Genomic DNA, 25,088 nt, shown 5'->3' on the forward strand with positions numbered 1-25,088 from the left:
CGCCCGCCTCTCCCCCCAGCTGCCGGTGTACCGCCAGGTGGAGGAGCTGGAAAGGGAGAAGAAAGAACGGGAAAAAGAGCTGACCCAGTGGCGGTCGGATACGGCGGCCCTCGCCGGGCAGGAGGAGGAAACCTCCAAGGTCATCGCCAAGCTGGAAGGGGAATTGGAAACCCTCTTTGGGGCGGAGGCCGCCCTGGTGGAGGTGGAGCATGCCATCGCCGAGAAAAAGAAACTGTGGCAAAAGGCCGCCGCCGCCAAAGAGGACTGCGCCGCCCTGCGGGATCAGAACCGCCGGCTGAAAGAGGCCCAGCAGAGGTTCCGGCAGGCCCAGGAGGATTTTTCAGGCAAGCGGGCCCGCTGTGACCAATTGGAGGACCAGTTCCTCCAGGCACAGGCCGGGGTGCTGGCCGGTTCCCTCCGGGAGGGGGAGCCTTGCCCGGTATGCGGTTCCCTCCGTCATCCCCGGCCCGCACAGATGCCCGGCGGGGCTCCCGGCGAGGAGGATCTGAAACAGGCCCGCCAAGAGAGAGAACGGGCCTCAGCCGCCGCCCAGGAGGCCTCCCTGGAGGCCGGCAAGCTGGACGCCAAAAGCAAGGCCATGGTAGAGGCCTTGCGCCGGCGGGTAGAGGAGCTCTTCCCCGAGGACCCGGCTGGGGGCAAGTTGTCAGCCCTCATGGAGCGGATTACCACCTGTATCGCCGGGGCGGAGGAAGAACTCGCCCGCTTGGAGAAAAAGAAAGAATCCCTTTCTTCCCAGGTGCGGCGGCGTGGGGAAGGGCTGGCGGAATTGTCCGCGGCCCGGTCCCGGAAGGGGGAACTGGAGCGGCAGCGGCAGGAAACCCAGGCCCGCCAGGAAGCCGCTTCCTCCCAATTTGCCGGGGTGGAAAGCCGGCTTCGGGAGCTCACTTCCCATTTGGAATACCCCTCCCGTCAGCAAGCGGAACAGGTGCTGTGCGCCTGGGAAGAGGATTTGGAGGCCGCCTGTAGGAAGTTGGAGGAATCCCAGAAGGCCTTGGCGGCGGCGGAAAAGGATCTCTACTTCCTGCGGGCGGTGTGGGAGGAAGCGGCCCGCCGCGAGCAAGAGGCCGCTCGGAAAGCCCAATCGGCCCGGGCAGTGTTTTTAGCGGGCCTTGTGGCCGATTCCCTCACCGAGGAGGGTTTTGCCGCCTACATGGACCGGGGAGAGGAGTTCGCCCAGGTACAGCAGCAGCTGAATCAGTACCAGCTGGCCTTAGCCGCCGCCCAGGAGCGGGAAAAGACCCTGGCTGCCCACAGTGGGGAGGGGAAGGTCATGGACCGGGAGGAACTGTCCGCCCGCCTTGCATTGGCGCGGGAAACGCGGGCCCGCCTGGCCGCCGCCGAACGGGCGGAGGACACCCGTCTAACCCACAACCGGTCGGCCTACGACAAGGCCCAGGTTCTGTTCCGCCAGCGGGGGGAGCTGGATCGCCGGTACGCCATGGTCCGGGACCTGTCCCGCACCGCCAGCGGGGAGCTGCCCGGCAAGCAGAAGATCGCCTTTGAACAATATGTACAGGCAGCCTATTTCGGCCAGGTGGTGGAACGGGCCAACCTGCGGCTGGATTCCATGACCGGTGGGCGGTATCAGCTGCTTCGCAAGGAACAGGCTGCCGACTTGCGAAGCCAGTCCGGCCTGGAACTGGATGTGCTGGATCACTACACCGGCCGAGTGCGGTCGGTGCGTTCCCTCTCCGGAGGGGAGTCCTTCAAGGCGGCCCTTTCCCTGGCCTTGGGCCTTTCGGACGTGATCCAGAGCCACGCGGGCGGGGTACAGATCGACGCCATGTTTGTGGACGAAGGGTTCGGCTCCCTGGATTCCGAATCGCTGGAACAGGCCATCTCCGCCCTGGCGAGCTTGGCCGGGGGGAACCGCCTGGTGGGCATCATCTCCCATGTGGCAGAGCTCAAAGAGCGGATTGAGCAGAAAATTTTGGTCAAGAAGGGATCCAGCGGCAGCTCGGTGGAGGTTGTCGGGGGGTGAGGGAAACTCCCCCACTCCTTTTTACCCCCCTGGGATTAGCCCCTCTCAAAATCGGGCATAGTAAGAGGGAAAGCCGCTGTAGTTTCCCCTGGATGGAAGCTGACAGGCGGCCGGATAGAAAGTCTTGGCCATCTCCCCACCGGATGTACACCTCTTCTCCAAGAAAATGCCTCCAACATTTTTTCCAAAAAACAGTTGACAAAATTGTGAAAAGCGATTATAGTATTACTGTAAATTAAATGAGGCTTCTGATACCTGCCGGGGTATCTAAAAGGGAGTAGTTTTAAACTGTAGATCAACATCGTGGATTGTATGCAGTCCTGGTCTGCGGTCCGTTTAGGTAACAAGACTTTTAGAGCGTTTTTGAAATGCTTTAGAGTCTTGTTTTTTTACGCCATTCGAACCGAGGCATACAATCAGACAAGAAAAGGATGCGTGTGTATGATGTATCAAAAGAGCGTACAAGAGGCGGAGAAAGAGCTCCGCACCGACCTGTCCCAGGGCTTGACCCCTGAGGAGGCTGCCAAGCGCCTTCAGGAAAACGGCCCCAATGAGCTGAAGGAGAAGAAAGGCAAAACCAAGCTCCAGATCTTCCTCTCCCAACTCAACGACCCCATGATCTATATCCTGTTTGCAGCGGCAGCCGTTTCCATCCTCCTCAAAGAGGTGGGCGACGCCTGCATCATCCTGGTGGTGGTGCTGCTCAACGCTTTCATCGGCATGTTCCAGGAAGCGAAAGCGGAAAAGGCCCTGGAAGCCCTGAAAAAGCTCTCCAGCCCCTACGCCCTGGTCAAACGGGGCGGCAATGTGGTGGAAATCCCCGCCAAGGATTTGGTAGTGGGCGACGTGGTTGTGCTGGATGCCGGCCGCATTATCCCCGCCGACCTGCGGCTGACCAGCACGGTCAACCTGAAGATTGAGGAATCCGCCCTCACCGGCGAATCGGTACCGGTTGAAAAACACGCCGATTATGTGGCTGACAAAGAAGTTGGCATCGGCGACCGGATCAACATGGCTTACTCCTCCACCAGCGTGGCCTACGGCCGTGGTGAAGGCGTGGTTGTCGCCACTGCTGAGGACACCGAGATCGGCAAGATCGCCCAGATGATCAGCGAAGCCAAAGATGAGATGACCCCCCTGCAGAAGCGTCTTGCCGACCTGGGCAAGCTTCTGGGCGGCCTGGCTGTCCTCATCTGTGTGGCGCTGTTCGGCATCGCCGTATGGCAGCAGCGTGATGTCATGGAGATGCTGCTCACCGCAATCTCCCTGGCGGTAGCCGCCATCCCCGAGGGCCTGCCTGCTGTTGTGGCCATCGTTCTGGCCCTGGGTGTCCAGCGGATGGTCAAGGTCAACACCATTGTCCGCCGCCTGCCCGCTGTAGAGACCCTGGGCGCTGTCAGCGTGGTCTGCTCCGATAAAACCGGTACCCTGACCCAGAACCGCATGACCGTCACCCATGTATACGTCAACGGCCAGTCCAAAGACGTGAAGGATTTGGACCCCAAGGCCGATGAAACTTTCCTCAAAGGCTTTATCCTCTGCAATGACGCCTCCATTGCCGGCGGTTCCAAGATCGGTGACCCCACCGAGATCGCTCTCCTGGATATGGGCGTGCCCTTCGGCATGGCCCGGGAGGAGATGGAAACCACCCAGCCCCGTGTGGCGGAGCAAGCCTTTGATTCTGGCCGGAAGATGATGACCACTGTCCATAAAGAGCCTTCTGGCCGGGTGGTCAGCTATACCAAAGGCGCCACCGACGTGCTCCTTTCCCACTGTACCCACATCCTGGAGAACGGTGTGACCCGTCCCATCACCCAGGAGGATCTGAACAAGATCTCTGCCGGCGCCTCCCAGATGGCTACTCTGGCTCTGCGTGTGCTGGCTCTGGCCATCCGCGAGGACAACATGGCTGCTGAGGAGGAAAACCTCACCTTCGTGGGCCTGGTCGGCATGATCGACCCCCCGCGCCCCGAGGCCAAAGGCGCTGTCGCTGACTTTAAGAAAGCTTCTATCCGCACCATTATGATCACCGGCGACCACAAGGACACCGCCCTTGCCATCGCCAAAGAACTGGGCATCGCCGACAGCGACGACCAGTGCATCACCGGCGCAGACCTCTCTAAGATGACCCAGGAGGAACTCAATGCCAAGGTCAACAGCCTGCGGGTGTTCGCCCGTGTTTCCCCTGAGCACAAGGTGATGATCGTCAAAGCCTTCCAGTCCCACGGCTACATCGTCTCGATGACCGGCGACGGCGTCAACGACGCACCCTCCCTGAAGACCGCCGACATCGGCGTGGCCATGGGCATCACCGGCACCGACGTCTCCAAGAGCGCTGCTGATATGGTCCTCACCGATGACAACTTTGCCACCATCCGCGCTGCGGTGGAAGAGGGCCGTTCCATCTACAACAACATCAAAAAATCGGTGCTGTTCCTGCTGTCCTCCAACTTCGGTGAGGTGCTTACCATGTTCACCTCCATTATCGCTGGCTTGGCAGCTCCTCTTCAGGCCATCCACATCCTGTGGGTCAACCTGATCACCGACTCCCTGCCTGCCCTTGGCCTCGGCGTGGACAACAAGGAAAAAGGCATTATGGACAAAGCTCCCCGCGACCCCAACGAGAGCCTGTTCGCCCATGGCGGTATGGCGCTGGCCATCCTCTACGGCCTGGTTATCGGCGGCTTGACCCTGACTGCTTTCCTGTACTCCCCTGTCAAACATCTGACAGATGCGGGTATGGCTATCAACCTTTCGGGCATCAAGCTGATGCTGGAGAACCCCGACATCCTCGTCCATGCCCAGACTTATGCTTTCGTCACCCTGGCGATGAGCCAGCTGTTCCACGCCTTTGGTATGCGGGACACTGAGCACAGCATCTTCCAGACAAAGCCCTTCTCCAACAAGGTGATGCTGCTGGCCTTTGTGATCGGCCTGGGCCTTCAGGTGGCCGTGACCGAAATCCCCTTCCTCTGCCAGGTGTTTGGCACTGTTGCCCTCTCTATGACCGAGTGGCTGGAGCTGGCTGCTTTCGCCTGTGTACCTCTGCTGGTTCACGAGATTGTGGTTTTGGTCAAAAAAGTGGTGAAACGCTAACCTCTTTTCCTTTTCTCTTGGAAATCCCTGATAGATGAAGCAAAAAGGCCTCTCTCCCCCCGGGAGTAGGGGCCTTTTTGTTTGTTCCAATGCCGGAGAAATTTGCAATAAGGCTTGCCTATGGCCGTAAAACGCAGTAGAATAGATACATGCCTATTTTTCAAACAGGTGGGGATACGCCTCTATCTGTGCCAGGTGCGGTGAAATAATAAAAAATCGAAAGAAGAGAGAGGAGTCCTCTTTATGAACCAGTCGGGAGAAAAAGCCAACATGCGCTTATTTTTCGTCATCTGTGCCGTTTTTTATGTGGCAGCCAGCTTCGCTCACCCGGTGACCCCTTCCTTCATTAAGGAATATGGGCTCAACGACTATATGTTTGGCGTGGCCCTATCCGCTATGATGACGGTCAATTTTCTGTTTTCCCCCTTCTGGGGCAAGATCACCGGCTATATCTCCAGCCGGCGGTCGATGCTCATCGGCGGCATCGGCTACGGCATCGGCCAGCTGATGTTCGGCTTTGCCCGCACTGAGGCGATGGTGGTGGTGGCCCGGGGCTTTGCGGGTATTTTCACCGGCGCCACCTTTGTCAGCATGATGACATATGTGGTAAACTGTTCCTCGGATGAGGAGAGAGGCCAAAATCTGACTATTTTAGCTACCGTCCAAAGTGTGGCCGGTGCTTTTGGCTATCTGGTGGGCGGCCTCCTGGGAGAGATCAATATTATGGTCCCCTTCCTGGCCCAGTCTACGCTGTTGGCTGCTTGCGGTGTGCTGCTGTTCATCACCTGTAAGGATGATACCACCGAGGATATTCACACCCTCACCGTCGGTGATATCGCCCGGCAGGCCAACCCCTTTTCGGCTTTCCTGGCAGGGCGAAATTTTATGACGGTGCTGTTTGCCGTCTTGTTTGCCATGACCACCTTCCAGCAGTTGGGGTATAACGCATTTGAGCAGTGCTTCAACTACTTCATTAAGGATCAATTCGGCTTTACATCCGCTTACAATGGCCTTGTAAAAGGGGTGGTTGGCATTGTTGCCCTGGTGGCCAACGCCACGATCTGTATGTGGATCATGAGGAAAACCAATGTGAAGCGTTCGGTGATTTTTGTGCTGGCAAGCAGTGCTGCGGCCATTTCCGTCGTTGCGGTGTCAGAGGATGTGATTCCCTTCTTCGCCATGAGCATCGTGTTCTTTGCCCTCAACGCCATCACCCTCCCCATCTCTCAGAATCTGGTGGCGGCAAAGGCCAAAGGCGGGGATTCCAACCTGGTAATGGGCTTCTACAACGCAACCAAATCTTTGGGCGGCATCTTTGGTTCTCTGTTCGCCGGTTTTATGTACTCAGCAGGGCCCAGGCTGGCTTTCTTTTTTGCCGCGGCTACCCTGGGAGTCAGCACCCTGGCATCCATTGTCTATTACCGTATGGACCGCAAACAAGTTGTGGCCCAATGATAGTGCTGTGATTCTTGGAGAAAGAGATCTCCCTCACGGGAAGCGTTTCCTGAGCTGGGAGCCCAGTCGGATATTCTGGTCAGTGTGCCGTTTTAAAATGGAATAGAAAAAGCGGGGGGCGGTATGCCCCCCGCTTTTTGCGGGAAAATCTGTAAATGGGGCAACAATTAAGCGGTTGGATGACACTGTATAAAGGACAAAGGGAAGGATTTGACAACAGGGAAAACGGAAACAAATTGGAATAAATCGTGTATATTCTACCAAAAGTATGACAAATTCACGAAATATTCCCACAAATGCCCTTTTCCTTTTGCGCAACCTGTGTTAGTATGAGGGCATAACTAGAGCAGTCACCTGCGCGGTTTTGCCGCGCCTGACCAATGGAGAGGATTGTTATGAATCAGTTTATTTCGCGCATTGCCGCGCTGACCTTGGCGGTGGCCATGGCAGCAGCGCCCACTACCGCCTATGCGGCCAATTACAACGACATGGACTCGGTGACCAACACGGGGGTATCGACCAAAGTCTCCCAGAAGCTGGCGGTGCAGAAGCCTGCCCAAGACATCAAGGTCACCAGTGCGACGTATTATATCACCGGCACCTCCAACCCTAACGAAAGCTTGTATGTCAACGGCCAGCAGGTGACAAACCGCGGCAAGTACGGCAGCTTTGGGGTGTTTGTCTCCCTGGAACTGGGGGACAATGTCTTCAACTTCCAAAACGGCGACGCCACCGATTCGGTGACTCTGACCCGGGTGGCTTCTGCCGCCTATTTGGACGTGTCCACCACCAGTTATTTGACCAACCCATTCCCCACCTATGACAACGCCTTTCCCGCTGGGAAAACCATCAAGATCAAGTGCGTAGCTCCTTCCGGCGCCTCGGTTAGTGCCAATGTGGGCGGCCAAACCGTCTATCTGAGCCAGGATGTGTCCACGGCCAAAAAAGGGGTTGCCGCCAACTTCTCCGGCAGTTACACTGTTCCAAATTCCAATGCGAACCAGACAGTGAACCTGGGCAAGGTGACCTATACCATGAACTACAACGGCAAGACCTCCACCTATACCTCCGCGGGGAACCTGTTCTCCATTGGGTCGGGTGCCACTTTGGTGGTCAAAGCCAACCAGAACGCCACCGCCACCTATGCCAAGGGGGATACAAGCAGTAATTTTGTCTCCATCCTGCGGATGGGCACCACCGACCGGGTTATCGGCCAAAATGACACCATGTACCAGCTGGGCATGGGAGCCTGGGTCTCTAAAAATTTGGTCACCCCCCAAACCGGCGCACCCGGTTATTGGAACGAAGTCTCTTCCATCGGGTTTGACAGCGATTCCAAAGGGGAAAAATACATCTTGGAAGGCACGGCCAACGCCCCTTTCACCGCCGAGTGGAACGGCAACAAAGTGATTCTCACCCTGTACAACACCACTGGAGTGGGCTCCCTCAATGCGGAGGTCAGCAACATCTTCACCGACATCACAGTGAACAACAAGGGGAACGGCGTATGTGAGATCACCTTTACCATGCCCAGCGCTTCCAATCTGTGGGGCTACAACGTGGAGTATAACGAGGAAGGGGAGACCACACTCTACTTTAAATACCCGCCCAAGAAGTCCTCGGATTCTGACCGACCCCTCAAAGGGATCACCGTCGCCTTAGATGCCGGTCATGGTGGAACCGATGTGGGCGCCCTGGGCACAGCGGGTGTCAAAGGCGGCCCCACTGAGAACACTTTGACTCTCGCCACTGTGCTCACCACCAAAAACCGCCTGGAGTCCCTGGGGGCTAAAGTCATCTTGGCCCGGAACAAGGATACTTACACCACCAACAATGCCCGGATGGGGGAAGCCATGGAGGAAAAGGCCGATTTCTTTGTCTCCCTGCACTGCAACAGCGTGGGTGTCACAGTGGATGCTGGCAAGCCCAGCGGCACCGAGGTCTATTATTATGAGGATCTTTCTAAGAATTTTGCTGCTGCCATCTCTGAAAAGGTGGCCAGCTACAACGGCCGTACCAACCGCGGGGCCAAATACTCTGCCTACCGTGTGACCCTCAACAGCTATGCGCCTTCCGTCCTGGTGGAGATGGGCTTTATCTCCAACCCAGTGGAGTATGATGAAATTTGCAGCCCCGAAGGCCAGTTTAAAACAGCCAATGCGGTTGCAGATGCCATCCTCGCCTCTTTGTAACGACAATTTTCTCCTAAGAGCGGAGCCCCAACACAGGGGGCTCTGCTCTTTTTTTGTGGGGGTACGGGTCCCCACACCTTGGTTTTAAGGGGCTATGCCTGCCCCTAAGACCCCAGGCACAGGGCAAGATTCCATCTTGCAGTGGTTTTGCAGGCGCTCCGCCCTGCACCCGGCAGGTACAAGGGGCCCTCGTGCCGGCCCCTAAAACCCCCGGCACTTCCTTTTATACGGATAAAAGGAAGCAAAACCCGCCGGGGAGACCCCGGCCCCCCAACTTCGCCACAATAGGCACGCTCGGAAAATCCTTCTTAGAGGCTCTCCACGCCTCAGGCGAAGGATTTTTCCGCTGCGCGGATGCCCTCGCGGGGCTGCGAGAAGCTTGCTTTTCGGAATAACCGCCTTTTGTAGAGGGGGATTTTTAAGGGGGGCCGGACTTCGCCTGTGTCGCGAGTGGTTCGGCCCCTCTTAAATGCGCTTTTGGTCAAGGCTTTTTCGCACAAAAAGCCTTGCGCGGGCGTGGGGGTGCGTACCCCCACAAACCAATTGCAAGTTGCAATCTTGCCTTGGGGTGTGAGGGCTGGAAGCCCCAGGAAACAACAGATAAATCAATCTAAATTATATTTTTTCATCAATTAATGGAATTGTACCATGTATTTCTTCGAACTCACGAATACACTTCTGAATCAAATAAAGTATTTGCCTATTGATGGAGCGACCCTCATACTGAGAAATATAAAACAATTTTGTATGAATGATAGGTTCTATCCGCAGTCCAAAATGCTTTGTTTTTTGCATGTTCTCCCCTCGATTCGACTCACTATATATTAAATATAAGTGTACCACTGTATTGTCTATGATGAGGTTGTAAAAATGAGACAGTTTGTAATTTTATGCCAATGTTGGCAGAGGGGGATTTTTAAGGGGGCACAGTCAGCTAACGCTGACCGTACTGACTTCGACTGTGCCGCGAGCAGTTCGGCCCCCCTTAAATGCGCTTTTCGAGAGCACAACGTAGTTGGGCTAAGGTTTCTTTCGCATAAAAAACCTTGCGCGGGTGTGGGGGTGCGCACCCCCACAAGCCAATTCCAAGATGGAATCTTGAATAGATGGCCTAGGGTCTAAGGGACAGGCATAGCCCCTTGTATCCGAGTATGGGCGTGTGCCCCACAAAAGAAAATAGGCATGACCGCAGGGCAACTTGAATAGGTATCCCTTAGGGGGGCGAGCCTATTGATTCCTACTATCCGCAAAAAATCGGTGTTCTACAATGCCATGCTGCTGACCATTTCGGCCTCGGTGCTGCAGCTGATGGGCTTTTTCTACCGCATCGCCTTGGTGCGGCTGGCCGGGGCCAAAGCCATGGGCATCCATCAATTGGTGATGGGGGCTTACTCGGTGCTGTCGGCGCTGGCCCTTTCCGGGATCTCGATGGCGGTGACCAAGACGGTCTCAGAGTTCTCCGCCCTGGGCCGGCGGGATTTGACCCCATCGGTGGTATCCAGCGCCCAGACCTTATTTTTCATGCTGTTCTGCCTGGCGGGTGTGCCGTTTTTGTTTGGTTCCTATGCCATAGCCGAGGGGATTTTAGGGGATTTGGACACCCGCAAAGCCCTGCTGCTATTGCTGCCCTGTTTGTTTTTGACCGGGTTTGAGAATATTTACAAGTCCTGTTTTCACGGGTCGAAGAATGTGTATCCTCCCATTGTGTCGGAGATCTCCGAGCAAGCCTGCCGGATCTTTTTTGTATTATCCCTCCTCTTGTTGATGCGGCCGGCCGACCCGGCGGATGGAGCGGCACTGATCGTCCTAGGGATGGTGTTCAGCGAGATTGTCAGCGTCACCCTGCTGACCATTTTTTACCGGAGGCTGATCCTGCGCAGGAGCCCGGTTCCCGCCATGGTCCAGAGCCCTCTCCTCTTCCGGATCGCCGGGGAGGCTCTGCCCATCGCGGTTGCCGGGGTGGCAGGCAACTTGATCGGCTCGGCAACCACCGTGCTGATCCCCCGGCAGCTGATCCGGTTCGGGATGGACAGCACTGCCGCCATGGAGGCGTTCGGCGCCGTCTTTGGGATGACCATGCCTTTGCTCACCCTCCCGTCAGCCCTGCTGTTTCCATTGACCACCGTGCTGGTCCCCCGCATCTCCCAAGGGGCGGCCGCAGGCAACCAAGGGGATGTGCGGCGCAAGGCGGGGAAGGCCATCCAGGTGACCGGCTTGGTGGTCTGCCCGGCCACGGCCTTGATGCTGGCGGTGGGCAAGCCCATCTGCACCCTTTTGTATGACCACCCTATGGCCGGGGACCAGATGCTGTTTTTAGCCGTCTCCACCCTATTTGCCTTTTACCACTCTATTTTCTATTGTGTGCTCAGCGGCATCGGCCTGCAAAAGCGGGCGGCGCTGAGCAATGTGATGGTGGGTGTCAGCCAGCTGGGGGTGGTCTTTTGGCTGCTGCCCCGGTACGGCTTGGCTGGGTTTGCTTTTGGCACTGCTGTCTGCGACATTGTGGGTGCGTTGCTCACCGGGATGTGGGTCAAAGACCGCATCCAGCTTTCCCCCCAATGGAAAAACTGGATGGCCACGCCCTTCCTCTCCGCCGCGTTGGCGGGTATCCTCTGCCGGATGGGGTACCTTAAGGCGATAGCTATGGGGTTCTCTCCGGCGGTGGCGGTGCTGGCGGCTACCGCGATTTGTGGGGTCAGCTATCTGTTGGGATTGCGGTTCCAGGGGATCCGTTTTTCCCGGTATTTGAAGAAGCTTTTGGAGCGGGCATAAGGGAAACCGCCTCCACTCCCATGGGAGTGGAGGCGGTTTTTTACCGGGTAAAAAGCTGGGCAAAACGCGCCACATTTTCCGCAGTGGCGGCTAGATCTTCTTTGGCCCGCAGCCGGGCCTCTTCAAAGGGAACGGCTATCTGGTTGGTGCTGAATACCGCTGAGACCCCCAGGTCGTAGACGGCGCCGATGCCGTCACCCACGTCCCCGACAATGGCGATAACCGGAACCCCGCTGTCTTTGGCCCGGCGGGAGACCCCTACCACCACTTTGCCTCGGATGCTCTGGGTGTCCAGTTTGCCCTCGCCGGTGAAGATCAAATCTGCATCAGCGATCAGCTCTTCAAACTTGACCGCATCCAGCACCACGTCGATCCCCTTCTCCAAAGAGCCGCCCAGAAAGGCCACCACGCCGGCTCCTGCAGCTCCTGCGGCACCCGCCCCCGGAAGCTGGGCGACATCTACCCCCAAATCCCGGATGAGCACCTGGGAAAGGTGGCGAAGGCCCTGGTCCAGTTCCTCCACCATAGCCCCATCCGCCCCCTTTTGAGGCCCGAAGACATAGGCCGCTCCGGTGGCGCCGTACATGGGGTTGTCAATGTCGCACATGGCCACAATCTCCACCCCCGAAAGCTCCTTGGCTAAGCCGGACCGGTCAATCCGCCGGATGTCCCGGAGGTTGCCTCCTGTGGGGATAAACGGCTCCCCGGCCTCGTTGTAGAAGGCCACACCTAAGGCCGCTGCCATGCCGCAGGCGCAGTCATTGGTGCAGCTGCCCCCTAAGGCCGCCACAATCCGAGTGGCCCCCCGGCGGGCCGCATCCAAAATCAACTGGCCAAACCCGTAGGTGGTAGTCATCTTGGGGTTTTTGCGTCCATCCACCATGGGGAGCCCGGCACAGGAGGCAATCTCCACCACAGCGGTCTTACCCCCATCCAACAGGGCGTAGTCGGCGGTGATATCCTCAAAATAAGGGCCCTTCACCTGAGCGCTCACCCGCTCCCCAGGCTGGGAAAGAAGAAAACAATCCACTGTGCCCTCGCCGCCATCTGCCACTGGGATGGAGATGACCTCCGCTTCTGGATGGAACCGGAGAACCTGCCGGGCCACAATCTCGCAGACCTCCTGGGAGGAGATGGTGCCCTTGAAGGAATCGGGGATCAACACTACTTTTTTCATGGCAATGGCCTCCAAACTTGCTGTGTTCTGTGGCTATTATACCACAAAATTTATAGAAGGGAAGAATTTGCCACTCTAGGCTATGGCCAAATAATAACCATAGTTTTTTCGCCATCTTTCCTCTTTTATGCTTTTCATTCCCTAGTAAGATTTTCTTTTACATTCGTCTTCGCAGGCACTCCGCCCTGTGCCTCAGGTTCTAGGGGCCCTCGTGCCGACACCAAACCCGCCGGGGAGACCCCAGTCCCCCTATCGGTGCGCCACAATGGGTGCGCTCGGAAAATCCTTCTTAGAGGCTTCAAACGCCTCGAGCGAAGGATTTTTCCGCTGCTGCGGATGCCCTCGCGAGACTGCAAAGAGTCTATTTTTCTGAGTATTCCCATCCAGGAGCAGGGGGTTTTTAAGGGGGGCCGGACTTCACCTATGTCGCGAGTGGTTCGGCCCTCCTTAAATGCGCTTTTGTTCAAGGCTTTTTCGCACAAAAAGCCTTGCGCGGGGTGCAGGGGTGCGTAACGCCCTGCATAATTGAGGGAAATAGGGGCCTCACCCCTATAATGGGGCGGGGCCTGGAGGCCACAGGAGGAAGAAGGAGAGCAGAAAAACCACAAAAAAGCAAAAAATTTCCGTTAATCCCGTGAATTTGCCTGTTTACTTGCCCCCGGCACAATGCTATACTTTTAAAGAATGTGTAACTCAAGTTTGAGGATTGTGGGAAAGCAAAGGGGCAGCAGTCTCTTTGCTTTCAAACTGTGGGGAAAGGAATGATGGGATGAAGCGCGGATTTGACTCGGAACGGTATTTGACCGAACAATCAAAATTTATCTTGGAGCGGGTGAACAGCTGCAAGAAGCTGTATCTGGAGTTTGGCGGCAAGCTGATGAACGACCTGCATGCCAAGCGGGTGCTGCCCGGCTATGATGAAAACGCCAAGATCAAGCTGCTGCAAAAGCTGAAAGACCAGGCGGAAATTGTCATCTGTGTGTACGCAGGGGATATTGAGCGGAATAAAATCCGGGATGATTACGGCATCACCTATGATTTGGAGGTGTACCGCCTCATCGACAACCTGCGGGATTATGGGCTGGATATCAACAGCGTGGTGGTCACCCGGTATGAGGGGCAGCCCGCCACCCGGGTGTTTATGAACAAGCTCAACCGCCGGGGCATCCGCACCTATACCCATACCGCTACCAAAGGGTACCCCACCGATGTGGAGACCATTGTCAGCGACGAGGGCTACGGGGCCAACCCCTATATTGAGACCACCAAGCCCATTGTGGTGGTCACTGCCCCCGGACCGGGCAGCGGTAAATTGGCCACTTGCCTGGGCCAGCTGTACCATGAGCAGAAGCGGGGGATAGAGGCTTGGTATTCCAAGTTTGAGACCTTCCCCGTGTGGAATGTGCCGCTGAAACACCCCCTTAACATCGCCTATGAAGCTGCCACAGCGGATTTGAAGGATGTCAACATGATCGACTCCTTCCACTTTGAAGCCTATGGGGAGATGGCCGTCAACTACAACCGGGATATGGAGATGTTCCCGGTAATCAAGAGGATCATCGAGAAGATCACCGGCCGGGAATCCCCCTATCGCTCCCCCACCGACATGGGGGTTAACCGGATCGGATTTGGCATAGTGGATGATGCGGTTGTGCGGGAGGCCTCCTGCCAGGAGATCATCCGCCGGTATTTCAAAACCGCTTGCGAATACAAAAAAGGCTATGTAGACAAGGAGACTTTTGAGAGGGTCAGCCTGTTGATGGATGAGCTGGGCCTCAAGGTCAGCGACCGCAAGACGGTGCTCCCCGCCCGCAAAAAGGCAGAGGCCTTGATAGACGCTGGGGCGGAAAGCGCCCATGTGGTGGCCCTGGAACTGGGCGACGGCACCATCATCACCGGCAAGAGGTCGGAACTGATGACCGCCTCCGCCGCCTGCATTCTCAACGCGGTGAAATACCTCTCCAAAATCTCCGATGATATCCACCTGATTTCCCCAGTGGTCATCGAGCCCATCATCACCCTAAAAACCCAAGTGCTGGAGGGCAAAAACGGCACCCTCACCGCGGAGGAGATCCTCAATGCCCTCTGTGTCTGCTGTGCAACCAATCCCATCGCTAAACTGGCGGTGGACAACCTCCACGGCCTGCGGGACTGTCAGGCCCATTCCACTGCCATGCTCTCCCAAGTGGAGGAGCAGCTCTTCCGCAAGCTGGGGGTGGATATCACCAGCGACGCCGAGTACCAGTCCTCCCACCTTTACTATGTATAACCCATAAAAAAACGAGCTCCGGCCGGTTGGCTGGGGCTCGTTTTGCATGCCGTCTATGGGAGGGAGGCATAGGCCGTCTGGGCGTCCAAGATGTGGTAAGGCGGGGTTTGATGATCTCCCGGGGCGCCGGCGGTAATTAGAAGATAGGTTGTGCCATCCTTTTCTGCCAGGCTGGCCAGGCAAAGACGGGCTTTTTGGGTGTAGCCGGTCTTTCCCCCTAAAATTTCCCCGCCGGGGAAGGTGGGATCTTCCAGTTTCTTGAACAGGGTGCTTTGGAAGGCAAACCCCTCTGGGTGCAGATCCGTGGGGGGGACCAGATAGCTGGAGCTGGTGAAAGCCTTATAAAAAGTCTCATTTTTTAAGGCGGCACGCAGTAGGAGGGTGAGGTCTTGGGCGGTGGTTGTCTGCTTGGGGTCATCCAGCCCGCAGACGTTGGCAAAATGGGTGTGGTCCATCCCCAGCGCCTGGGCTTTTTGATTCATGAGGGAAACAAACCCCTCCTCCGACCCGCTGACGTGGATGGCCAAGGCCAGGGATGCCTCCCCGCCCGAGGGGAGCAGTGCCCCATAGATGAGGTCAACGGCCCGCGGATGCTCACCTGGCAGGAAGCCTGCTAGGGAGGCGTCCTGCTCGTAGAGGCCGGGAAAAATCTTTGGAGGGACTTCCACTTGTTCCTCCAGGTTCGGGATGTTTTCTAAGGCAACCAAGACGGTCATCATTTTGGTCAGGGAAGCCGGTGCAAAGGGGGAATCGCTCTTCTTGGCGAGGAGGACTTCCCCGTCCTCCACCCGGGTGAGCAGAAGGTAAGGGCTGTAGTACCCCTTGTGGACTACAGCTGCCTGCCGGGGGAGGAATTCCAGGGCCGACCGGTGTTCCCAGCAGAAAAGTGCGGCCTTGCCAACCACCCCGGCAGTGAGCAGGAGGCATACCAGAGCCAAAAGGGGGAAGCACCCCCACCTTCTGCGCCGCCGATGATGCATTCTCCTCGCCATCCAACTTCCCCCTCTTGCTCCAAAAGCCGCTTCTGCAAGTATTGTACCACCAAAGACGGAAGGATTTTTTTCAGCCGCCTTACAGGGAAGTTACAATTTTCTTAGGATTCATATAAAAATCTTAAACTTCTAAACAGTCATGTCATAAAGGTAAAATTCCAGTTCGCCTTTTTGCCCCTTCATATCGACAAGATGTTTATGCTGCTGTTGACGTATCATGCCCTGGTGTTCATAAAATCCGAAATTACAGCTCGTGTCAGTATAAAGGTAGAAATCGCTAATGCTCTGGCTTTTCATATAGGCTAATAGAGAATGGAACAGCATTTTTCCAATTCCAAGCCCTCTGTATTCGGGGGAAAGGGCAAATAGAGCAACCTCCCCCTTATAGTCCTTGTTGCACTGTTTCAAGAGCTGGTTGTCTATATCGTCTACATTCTTATAGAAATTCAATATGCCTCGTCCCTCTTTGGAAATCAGCAATCCGCATACGGCGAATATTTGATGTAGGCGGTATTTTAACGGACAGTGGTGCTTTTCTATATCCTTTCCCAAAATCAGCCCCGCAGGAACGCCATTGACTTCTGCAATCCGCGTATAAGTTTGGTTTGTCAGGCAGGTCGCAAGATAGACCTTTGCCAGCTTACGGGCTGTCTTGGGTGTTGCGAATTTGTCATAGTTCCAAGTTCTTCTTATCACATCTTCCAATGCTGGCAAATCCCGTTTCTTTAACTCTCTTAATTTTACGCTGTTTTCCATATTCTGTAAAACTCCTTTTCTTTTGCCTTCTTCTGGTATATACTAATCGTAAACTATTCAGTAGGTGTAATGTCAAGGAGGTATTTTATGAATCAAGAAACCATGCGGCTTACGACCGCACAGTTTGCAAAATTACACAATGTCAATAAACGGACGCTCCACTACTATGATTATATCGGTCTGTTTTCCCCATGTCATAAGGGGGAAAACGGATATAGATATTACGACTATTCCCAGAGCATAGATTTTGAATATATCCGTATGCTGAAAGAAATCAATCTAAGCATTGAGGAAATCAAAGATTTTATCCATTCTTTCGATGAACAGAAATTCCTTGAAACTGTTTCACGCAAGCAAAAGGAAATTGACACGGAAATTCGAAAGTTGAAAGCGGTCAAATCAGTTCTGAACCAAAAAAGGGAACATCTTCTGCTCTGTCAGCAAATCAGTGATATGCATATAGAAATAGCCGACTTAAAAGAAGAATACCTGTTGACCGTCCCTTATGAATTTGAGGAAGATAGCCCTATAAAAGTCTTTAAATATATACAGAGTGTCTGGTCGCCAGAGCAATATCGAGCAGGTGTAGGGAGTTACCTTTCCCTTGATAAAATACAGGCAGGAGAGTTTAATAAATATGACGGCCTATACACCGTGATAACAGAGCATAGGAAGAAAAACGGTTTTATGACAAAGCCAAAAGGAGCGTACCTGTGCGGCTATCTGAAAGGTGGGTGGGGCAGGCTTCCAGAGCTATATAGAAAAATGTTAAGCTATGCCGACGAGCATAAACTTAGGCTTATAGGATATTCCTTTGAACGTGATCTTACCGACTATACAATTGCCAGTGAAAAGGAATATATCACACAGATAATGATTAAAATTGGCAACAACATTTAGGAAATGATATACACCTTATTTTGTACAAATTAGAAAAAAGAAGGGAAACAATTGTCCTTTGAGGGCCGGCGCGCTATAATAAACCATAGAAAAAACGGCAGGGCCAATCCCTGCCCATCCCTTGAGAGGAGGCTCCTTATGGATATTCACTACCGGCCTGGGCTGCGGGCGGTCAAAAGCGCACTGGCGGTATTTCTCTGTTTGCTGGTCTCCATCCCGCTGCATCGGGAGAGCCCTTTTTTCTCCTGCATTGCATCCATTGTCTGCATGCAGCCCACTTGGGAGAAGAGCCTGCGCACCGGATTCCACCGGTTTTATGGCACCGTCCTCGGGGGGACGGCCGGGTACCTTTCTCTGGTTCTCTTCGATCTGCTGCCCCACTACCGGGAGGGGCTGTATGTAGTCATACTCCCTTTGGGGGTACTGGCCCTCATTACCCTTTGCAATGTGCTGGGGATTAAGGAGTCCTCCTCCATCTGCTGCATCGTGTTTCTGGCAAACACCGCTAACTTCAAACCCATTCCCGAGGCCTTACCCTATGTCTGCAACCGGGTGATTGAGACCACCATCGGCATTGTAATCGCTGTTCTGGTCAACCGGTATGTCCGGCTTCCGCAAGGGGAGGCTCAACAAAGCCACCAATCATAAGAAAGCGGCCTGCCCATCGCCGGGTGGGCCGCTTTTTTCTAAGAGAGGGGGAGAACGGTACAGGAGAGGTATTGGAAGGATCCCCCTTCCACCTTAACGGTGAGGGTATAGGCCCGGATGGGCAAGGAATCCCCGGTGGGCTCCTCTCCATAAGCGGAGAAGGTGAGGCGCAGGACACCGCCATCCAAAGATTCCACCTGGTCCAGGGAGAAGGCCGCTTCCCCAGAAAAATCCAGGGCGGGCAGCAGGTAAACCTCCTCTTCCTCCCGGTAGAGGGGGGACCCCCGCAGGAGCCCCTCCGGCAGGTCGAAATACCGGCCCATCATCCCCTCCAGGTAGGCGGCAGGGACCTGGTAATTCTGCCCCTCGTTGTCCCAGAAGAGGGTGTAGTCGGCCTCCTCATCCAAGGAGGGGAGTCCGGCGGCAAAGCGAAGGAGGCCGTCCAGGGGCAGATCCCCGGGGCGTGACCAGCTCTCCCCAGTCAATAGGCCGGAAAAGGCTAAGGGATGGATATAGCGGGCCAGGTACCAGGCATCGCTCCCCTCCTCATACTGAGTGTATAGGGGCCCATCCGGTGGCGGTGGGTTGAGGGAAAGGAGGTAGTCCAGTTCCTCGGCATAATCGTAGGCAGTGGGTTCTTCCCCTTCCCTTGGAGTGTCAAAGAACACCGCTTGGGCGAGGGGGGCCTTTTTGCCTTTGAACACACATAGGTAAGCCCCCTTGTACAGGGTGGCGGAGGCAAACTCCCCGCCCTCCAGCCGCAGGTCGATGCGGGAGACCTCTATGGGGAGAAAAGCCTTTTCCCGGGAGCTGGTGTGTCCCCAGTTGATCTCCCCGTAGACCACTGTGTTGTTGCCCAGGATTTCATAGTTGGCCGAAATGGCCATCTCCGGCTGGCTGTCAAAATAATAGGGAGAGAGGACAGTAAAGGCATTTTCCCCTTTTACGAGGTGGTAGAACCGCTTGGAAACCGCCCCGGCATCGTCGGTCAGCTGGACCAGGGCGTAATACTCCGGCGGCTGTGGGGCGGGCTCCAAGGCAAGGATTTCCACCGTATCCGCATCGGAATGCTCCTTGATGGCTTTGGCGGCGTTTTGCAGCACCAGCTGGGGTTTCTCCTCCTTCTGCTCCCCCTGGGAACAGCCGGCCAGCAAAAGGGTAAAGGCAAGGGCGAGGGCGAGAATTCGTTTGATCAAAGGGAACCCCTCCTTTCGGGGGATGGGAGATTACCCGCCTTTTAGCAGCGCGGCAGCGGCGGGATAGGTGGGCATCAGCTGCCTGACCAGGTCGTAGAACCGGGCGGAGTGGTTGGGCACCGCCAGGTGGGCGTACTCGTGGATGACCACCCCTTGGATGGCCAGTAAGGGCAGGTGGATGAGCCGGGTGCTGAGGGTGATCCGCCGCTTTTGAGGGGAACAGCTGCCCCAGCGGGAGGTCATCCGGCGGAAGGAGACCACCGGCGGAGTTGGGGCAAGAAAGGCAGGGGAGAGGGCCTCCACCTCCCGGCACAAGGGGAGAATCACCGCCCGGCACTGGGCGGCCAAAAAATCATCCAGGGCTTTGCGTGGGTTCTCCGAAGGCAGAAAAAGGCTGTCTCCCGGCAGGGCAGCAGCCCCATCCCACAGATGAAGGGCCACAGGTTCTCCTAAAAAAAGAATGACGTCCCCTTCGGCGGGGCAGTTGGGAAGGAAAAACCGGCTCTCCCGGCTTTGCTGGCGGGCCAGGGAGGATTGGATCCACCCTGCCCGTTCGGCCACCATCTGGTCACAGCGGGCGAGAGGAACCCGCGGCCCGGCGGAGAGGCGCACCTCACCGCCAGTGATCCGCAGGTTGAGGTTTTTCACCTTTTTCCGGGTCAGGGTATAGGAAATTTCCCCAAGGGGGGTGCAGACCCGCCGCAGCTGGGGCATCAATCCAGCACCCCGTCGGCCAGCAGGATGTCCTCCAGCAGGTCGGCGGTGGTTTTCAGCAGTTCTTGGCAGTGGTGGGGGCAATCGGCATAGCGGGTTTTCAAGTCGGCACAGTCGCAGGAGCCGAATGCACGCTGGAACCCCTCCACCAGCTGGACCGTCCGGGGTTTCAGCTCCGGGGTCTCTTTGCCATATTGGCCGTTGGGGACCGACACCAATCCCAGGACGGCGTTGGCCCCGCAGAGGGCGCCGCAGGTCCTGCCAGTGGAAAGGCCGCCCCCAAAGCCGCCCAACAGCTTGACCGCCTGGGCGGGCAGGTCAATCCCATGGGTTTTGCAGAAGGCTAGAAGCATGGCTTCGGCGCAGTTGTTGCGGCAGCCTTGGCCGTAAAACTCCGGCACGGCGTCCCGTGTTCTGGCTGGGGCTTCCACCCCTAAGAGGGGGTACAGCTCCTCCAGGGAGTGGATCTCATAGGTGGGGGAATAGTCCCCGGAGCGGGGCTTGGAGTGGGGGTTGAACCAACAGCAGTCGATGCCGTACTGCACCGAGCCCCGGATGTCGGCGGTGAGGGAATCCCCGATGAGCAAAAGGCCGGAGGGGTCCTGGAAGCCGCAGGTTTCCATCATGTAGTCAAAGTACCGGCGGGAGGGCTTTTCCGCCCCTGCGTCCTCCGAGACAATGACCTGGTCGAAGTAGGGGGCCAGGCGGGAGGCCTCCATCCGCCGGTGTTGGGCCCGGGAGACCCCGTTGGTTACCAGCACCAGCTTGTACTGCTTAAAGAGGGTTTTCACCACCTGTAGGGCCCCGTCAATCCGGGCGGCGCAGAGGGCTAGGTTGTCCAGATAGGCGGTGTTGAAAGTGGCGGGATCGGCCTTCAGCCCATATTGGGCAAACAGGTCCTGGAAGCGCTTGACCACCAATTGGGGCTTTTGAATTTTCCCCTCTTCCAGCTGTTCCCACAGGGCGCTGTTGATGGCATGGTAGGTTTTCTTCATCTCCGGGGTGAGATCCAGGCCGAATTCCCTGCCGGTGTAGAAGAAGGAGTACTCCTCCGCCTTCTCAAAGTCCAAAAGGGTGCCGTCGGCGTCGAACAATAAGGCAGTGTATGGTTTCATGGAAAAAGCCTCCAATCAAAAAGTCGGTGGGTGTATCTTTCATTATAACAAAAAGGGCCCCCCACCGGGAGCCCTTTTTGGAAAATACCTATTTGGCGTAGTTGTCAAAATACCCCTGCACCAGGACGATGGGGGTGCCCTTGTCGCCGCTGCCGCTGGTCAGGTCGCACAGAGAGCCGATCAGGTCGGTGATCCGGCGGGGGGTGGTGCCCTGGGACTCCATAGAACCCTTCAGGTCGCTGGCCTTGCCCCGGATGTACTCGGTGATGGCGGCCTGAAGCTCCACGCCGCTCAGGTGGGCGAAGTTGTTGTCGGCCAGGTATTTCAGCTTCAGTTCGCTGGGCACACCGGTGAGGCCGTCGGTGTAGGCGGGGGAGACCACCGGGTCAGCCAATTCCCAGATCTTGCCCACCGGGTCTTTAAAGGCGCCGTCGCCGTACACCATGACCTCCACGTGTTTGCCGGTGCGGGTGAAAAGGGAAGCCTGCACCTGCTCTACAAAATCCTGGCAGTCCCGAGGGAAGAGCTTGACCGTCTCCTCGGTGGCCTTGTTGGAGCCCAAAAGGCCGTATTTTTCATTGCAGCCGCTGCTGCCCACTGGGGCGTTTAGAATCTCATCCAAGCCCAAGGTCAGCTCTGCGCCGGCTGCCTGGAGCAGGCGTTTGGTGCGGGCGCGGGAGTGGATGTCGCAATGGATCACTTTTTTGGCGTAGGGAAGGATGGCCCGGCAGTCGTTGGCGAAGAGGATCTGCACCTCACAGCCCATCTCCTCCACCAGGGATTTGTAATAAGCCACATAATCTACGCCGGTGAAGGGGTGGAGGTTTTCGCCGAACAGGCGGCGGTAGTCCCCTTCGGTGAGGACGTCGTTCCAGGGGTTGATGCCTTTTTCATCCAGCTGGTCCAGGCTGACCAGGTGGTTGCCCACCTCATCGGAGGGGTAACTGAACATCAGGACCATCTTTTTCAGGCCCTTGGCAATGCCCTTGAGGCAGATGGCGAACCGGTTGCGGCTGAGGATGGGGAAGATAACCCCCACTGTGTCATCCCCGCATTTCTGGTGGACGTCGGCGGCGATGTCGTCGATGTGGGCGTAGTTGCCCTGGCTCCGGGCGACCACAGCTTCGGTGACGGCGACAACGTCTTTGTCCCGCAGGGAGAAGCCCTCCGATTCGGCTGCGCCGATCACCGAATCGGTCACGATTTTGACAAGGTCATCCCCTTGGCGGATAATGGGTGCGCGCACGCCCCGGACAACGGTACCAACCATTCTTTCCATAGCGAATGCTCCTTTTTATGGGTCATTTGATCCTAGTTTTTGTCGGAAAAAGGGGACGGGGTGACGTCCCGACACCCAGTATAATACGAAATTGAACATAAATAAAGTATATATTATTGATATTGCGCATAAGTTTACCTTATGATTGAAAAATGGCCCCGTTTTTTCGGTGGGAACTGCTAAAAGCTAGGGGAGTAAATTTGTACAACCCTCTGAAAGAAGAAAATTTTAACGGAAAAATTCTCTGTTTTTGCAAAAGACATGCAAAATTGGCGCACTCTTTAGATGAAATGGAAACCAAAGGATGTGGCATACCGCCCATAGAACCTTTTTTAGTAAAGCGTAAAGATAGGAGGTTTTATCATGAATCGACTGGTCGCTTCTTTTGCGGCGCTGCTGTTGGCGGCGTCGGTGTTCGGAGGCTGCACCCCGAAAGAGACCCCGCCCCAAGGGGAGCCCTCCGGAAGCAGTTCCCAGGTGGAGGAGAACAACAGCTCCCAGGAGGATTCTTCCAGCAGACGTTTGACAGTGGCGGATGCCGCTCTCTACCGCGGGGAGGTCCGGGGCCTGGACGAAAACGGGTTCTACCTGGTGCAGGTGCCCGGCCGGGATTACGGCGATGGGATTGTGCGGTTCTCCATCGGGGAAGGCACCAAGTTCAGCTTTGACCGGGAAACGTTGGAGGAAGGGCAGTACCTGGAGGTCTACTATAGCGATGTCCAGGAGACCTACCCGCCCCAGACCGAGGCCATTGCAGTCAACCGGCTCCCCGATGCGGCGATGTCGGTCTTCAACGGCGAGGTGGTGGAGGTGACCGAAAAAGAGGATGGCACCACCGACCTTTTGATGAAGCGGATCGGCGGGGAAGGCACGGACGAAATCCTCTTCCACATCGGGGAGTCCACCCAGGTGTATACCAATGAGATTCAAGTGGGAAGCCAGCTGAGCATCCTGTTCAATGGCGCGGTGACCCTCAGCCTCCCCGGGCAGGCATCCGCCTGGGAAGTTGCCCCTTACACCGTAGAGAAGTCCGAGGACTACACCCAGTGGATTGGGAGCAAATAATCTATACCGTACAACATTCCATTAAAGCTGCCGGCTGGGGCTGTTCCCGGCTGGCAGTTTTTTCGTTGGCGACAGCCCTCCGCTGGGGAAAATGGCCATTTTCAGAGGAAACTCCATTTCCCTGGCAAATTCCGCCCAAAGGGACAAGAATTTTCCCCCCCGGCGATTGCGGACAAGCCAAAAACTGTGTATGATAGAAGAAGCCTTAGGAAGGGAAGGAGAACACAATGGAAGGAACAAACCTCAATTACATAGAGCGCACTTGGGCGGAGATCAACCTGGACAACATGATTGAATCCGCCCGCATCGTCCGGGAAGAGCTGCTTCCGGATTGCAAGTGGATGGTGGTGTTAAAATCCAATGGCTACGGCCACGGGGCCGCCACGATGGCACCCATCCTGGAGCGGGAATGCGGCGCCGATTGGTTTGCTGTGGCCTGTTTGGCCGAGGCCATTGAGCTGCGCCAGGCCGGGGTGGAAAAACCCATCCTGATCCTGGGCCTGACCCAGCCGGAATACGCCGGGCTGCTGCTCAAATACGATCTGACCCAGACCATAGGAGACCTGGATTATGCCAAGGCCCTGTCTGCCCAAGCGGTGAAGGCCGGGGGGACGGTCAACTGCCACATCAAAATCAACACCGGTATGAACCGGCTGGGGTTCAACAGCACCGACGACCCCGAGGAGACCCTGGCAGAGCTGGAAAAAATTGTAGAAGCACTGGGCTTGCCCAATCTGACCTGTGATGCCCTCTATTCCCACCTGTACAACTCCACCGTTTATGACGATGCCGGCCGGGAGGAGTGCTATGGACAGTACAACCGGTTCATCAAGATGCGCTACCTCTTGAAGCAGCGGGGATACACCTTCCCCAACTGCCACATCTGCAACAGCGGCGGGGTGGTCAACTACCCAGAGATGAAACTGGACATGTGCCGCACTGGAAGCCTGGTCTGCGGGGTGCAGCCAGGGGAAATGCAGCTGCGGTACCCCGCCTTCCGCCATGTGCTGGAATTGAAAACCCGGGTCGCCCTCCTGCGGGAGGTCAAGAAGGGGGAGTGCGTGGGCTATTCCTCCAACTTTATCGCCGGGGTGGATATGAAAGTCGCCGTGGTCTCCTGCGGCTACACCGATGGGTATATGCGCTGCAATTCCAACCGGGGGATGGTTCTCATCCGGGGGCGGCGCTGCCGGGTCATCGGCAACATCTGTATGGATATGATGATGGTGGACGTCTCTGACATCCCAGATGTGGAGGTAGGGGACATCGTCACCGTCTACGGCAGGGATGGGGAGGAGTACATCCCCTGCGCCGAAGCCGCTGAAATCGCCGGCACCATCGAGCCGGAGATCACCACCGTCATCGGCCGCCGCGTCCCCCGGGTCTACCTGCGGGGCGGCAAGGTGGTCAAGGTGGACGATTATCTGCTGGGCGGCAGATTTTAAGGGATACGGATCCCC

Annotated in this window: 17 protein-coding genes; 10 read left to right on the forward strand and 7 right to left on the reverse strand. The window is 56.3% G+C overall.

The window, feature by feature from the left end; translation table 11 throughout:
- The 5 genes from BQ5353_RS08475 to BQ5353_RS08495 all read left to right on the forward strand — a co-directional run.
- On the forward strand, nucleotides 1-2,002 hold a 2,002-nt coding region (locus tag BQ5353_RS08475; RefSeq protein WP_267888284.1), incomplete at its 5' end, for an SbcC/MukB-like Walker B domain-containing protein.
- 441 nt (nucleotides 2,003-2,443) lie between these two features.
- Complete coding sequence (locus BQ5353_RS08480; protein WP_083386457.1) at nucleotides 2,444-5,098, forward strand: cation-translocating P-type ATPase; 2,655 nt, start codon at nucleotides 2,444-2,446, stop codon at nucleotides 5,096-5,098.
- 243 nt (nucleotides 5,099-5,341) lie between these two features.
- On the forward strand, nucleotides 5,342-6,553 hold the full coding sequence (locus BQ5353_RS08485; RefSeq protein ID WP_054331449.1) for an MFS transporter: 1,212 nt from the start codon (nucleotides 5,342-5,344) through the stop codon (nucleotides 6,551-6,553).
- A gap of 395 nt (nucleotides 6,554-6,948) precedes the next feature.
- Nucleotides 6,949-8,745: an N-acetylmuramoyl-L-alanine amidase family protein gene (locus BQ5353_RS08490; protein WP_054331450.1), complete on the forward strand. Its 1,797-nt coding sequence runs from the start codon at nucleotides 6,949-6,951 to the stop codon at nucleotides 8,743-8,745.
- A gap of 1,230 nt (nucleotides 8,746-9,975) precedes the next feature.
- A complete protein-coding gene (locus tag BQ5353_RS08495; protein WP_083386458.1) occupies nucleotides 9,976-11,517 on the forward strand; it encodes a lipid II flippase MurJ in 1,542 nt (513 codons plus the stop codon).
- A 40-nt stretch (nucleotides 11,518-11,557) separates the two neighbouring features.
- Here the strand turns inward: BQ5353_RS08495 and BQ5353_RS08500 are convergent, their stop codons facing one another.
- Nucleotides 11,558-12,694 (reverse strand): glycerate kinase family protein, encoded by a 1,137-nt coding sequence (locus tag BQ5353_RS08500; RefSeq protein ID WP_071427870.1) that lies wholly within the window; start codon nucleotides 12,692-12,694, stop codon nucleotides 11,558-11,560.
- 769 nt (nucleotides 12,695-13,463) lie between these two features.
- On the opposite strand from BQ5353_RS08500, the gene BQ5353_RS08505 reads away from it, so the two are divergent.
- The gene (locus BQ5353_RS08505) at nucleotides 13,464-14,963 is read left to right on the forward strand and encodes a DUF1846 domain-containing protein (protein ID WP_054331452.1); all 1,500 of its coding nucleotides are present in this window, start codon (nucleotides 13,464-13,466) and stop codon (nucleotides 14,961-14,963) included.
- 53 nt (nucleotides 14,964-15,016) lie between these two features.
- Here BQ5353_RS08505 and BQ5353_RS08510 read toward each other — a convergent pair whose 3' ends face one another.
- Nucleotides 15,017-15,901, reverse strand: coding sequence for a D-alanyl-D-alanine carboxypeptidase family protein (locus tag BQ5353_RS08510; RefSeq protein WP_161802831.1), 885 nt, complete (start codon nucleotides 15,899-15,901; stop codon nucleotides 15,017-15,019).
- A gap of 183 nt (nucleotides 15,902-16,084) precedes the next feature.
- Entirely contained in the window at nucleotides 16,085-16,711 is a 627-nt protein-coding gene (locus BQ5353_RS08515) for a GNAT family N-acetyltransferase (RefSeq protein ID WP_054331454.1), read from the reverse strand.
- Nucleotides 16,712-16,798: 87 nt separating this feature from the next.
- Between BQ5353_RS08515 and BQ5353_RS08520 the strand changes: the two genes are divergently transcribed.
- Together BQ5353_RS08520 and BQ5353_RS08525 are read left to right on the forward strand one after the other, a co-directional pair.
- Complete coding sequence (locus BQ5353_RS08520; RefSeq protein WP_054331455.1) at nucleotides 16,799-17,611, forward strand: MerR family transcriptional regulator; 813 nt, start codon at nucleotides 16,799-16,801, stop codon at nucleotides 17,609-17,611.
- A gap of 138 nt (nucleotides 17,612-17,749) precedes the next feature.
- Nucleotides 17,750-18,259: an FUSC family protein gene (locus tag BQ5353_RS08525; RefSeq protein ID WP_071427872.1), complete on the forward strand. Its 510-nt coding sequence runs from the start codon at nucleotides 17,750-17,752 to the stop codon at nucleotides 18,257-18,259.
- Between the two features lie 38 nt (nucleotides 18,260-18,297).
- On the opposite strand, the gene BQ5353_RS08530 is transcribed toward BQ5353_RS08525, so the two are convergent.
- The 4 genes from BQ5353_RS08530 to BQ5353_RS08545 all read right to left on the reverse strand — a co-directional run bounded on the left by BQ5353_RS08530 (nucleotide 18,298) and on the right by BQ5353_RS08545 (nucleotide 22,563).
- Nucleotides 18,298-19,455, reverse strand: coding sequence for a hypothetical protein (locus BQ5353_RS08530; RefSeq protein ID WP_054331458.1), 1,158 nt, complete (start codon nucleotides 19,453-19,455; stop codon nucleotides 18,298-18,300).
- Nucleotides 19,456-19,485: 30 nt separating this feature from the next.
- Entirely contained in the window at nucleotides 19,486-20,169 is a 684-nt protein-coding gene (locus BQ5353_RS08535; RefSeq protein WP_071427874.1) for a M48 family metallopeptidase, read from the reverse strand.
- Complete coding sequence (locus BQ5353_RS08540) at nucleotides 20,169-21,284, reverse strand: YjjG family noncanonical pyrimidine nucleotidase (RefSeq protein ID WP_054331461.1); 1,116 nt, start codon at nucleotides 21,282-21,284, stop codon at nucleotides 20,169-20,171. The genes BQ5353_RS08535 and BQ5353_RS08540 overlap by 1 nt, the downstream gene beginning before the upstream one ends.
- Nucleotides 21,285-21,372: 88 nt before the next feature.
- Entirely contained in the window at nucleotides 21,373-22,563 is a 1,191-nt protein-coding gene (locus tag BQ5353_RS08545) for a coenzyme F420-0:L-glutamate ligase (RefSeq protein ID WP_054331462.1), read from the reverse strand.
- Between the two features lie 363 nt (nucleotides 22,564-22,926).
- Between BQ5353_RS08545 and BQ5353_RS08550 the strand changes: the two genes are divergently transcribed.
- Together BQ5353_RS08550 and alr are read left to right on the forward strand one after the other, a co-directional pair.
- Nucleotides 22,927-23,628 carry a hypothetical protein gene (locus tag BQ5353_RS08550; protein WP_054331463.1) on the forward strand — a complete coding sequence of 234 codons (702 nt, stop codon included), beginning with the start codon at nucleotides 22,927-22,929 and terminating at the stop codon, nucleotides 23,626-23,628.
- A 227-nt stretch (nucleotides 23,629-23,855) separates the two neighbouring features.
- Nucleotides 23,856-25,073, forward strand: coding sequence for an alanine racemase (gene alr, locus BQ5353_RS08555; RefSeq protein WP_071427876.1), 1,218 nt, complete (start codon nucleotides 23,856-23,858; stop codon nucleotides 25,071-25,073).
- Nucleotides 25,074-25,088 lie beyond the last annotated feature (15 nt).

The sequence above is a fragment of the Merdimmobilis hominis genome (assembly GCF_900104615.1).
Lineage (GTDB): Bacteria > Bacillota > Clostridia > Oscillospirales > Ruminococcaceae > Merdimmobilis > Merdimmobilis hominis.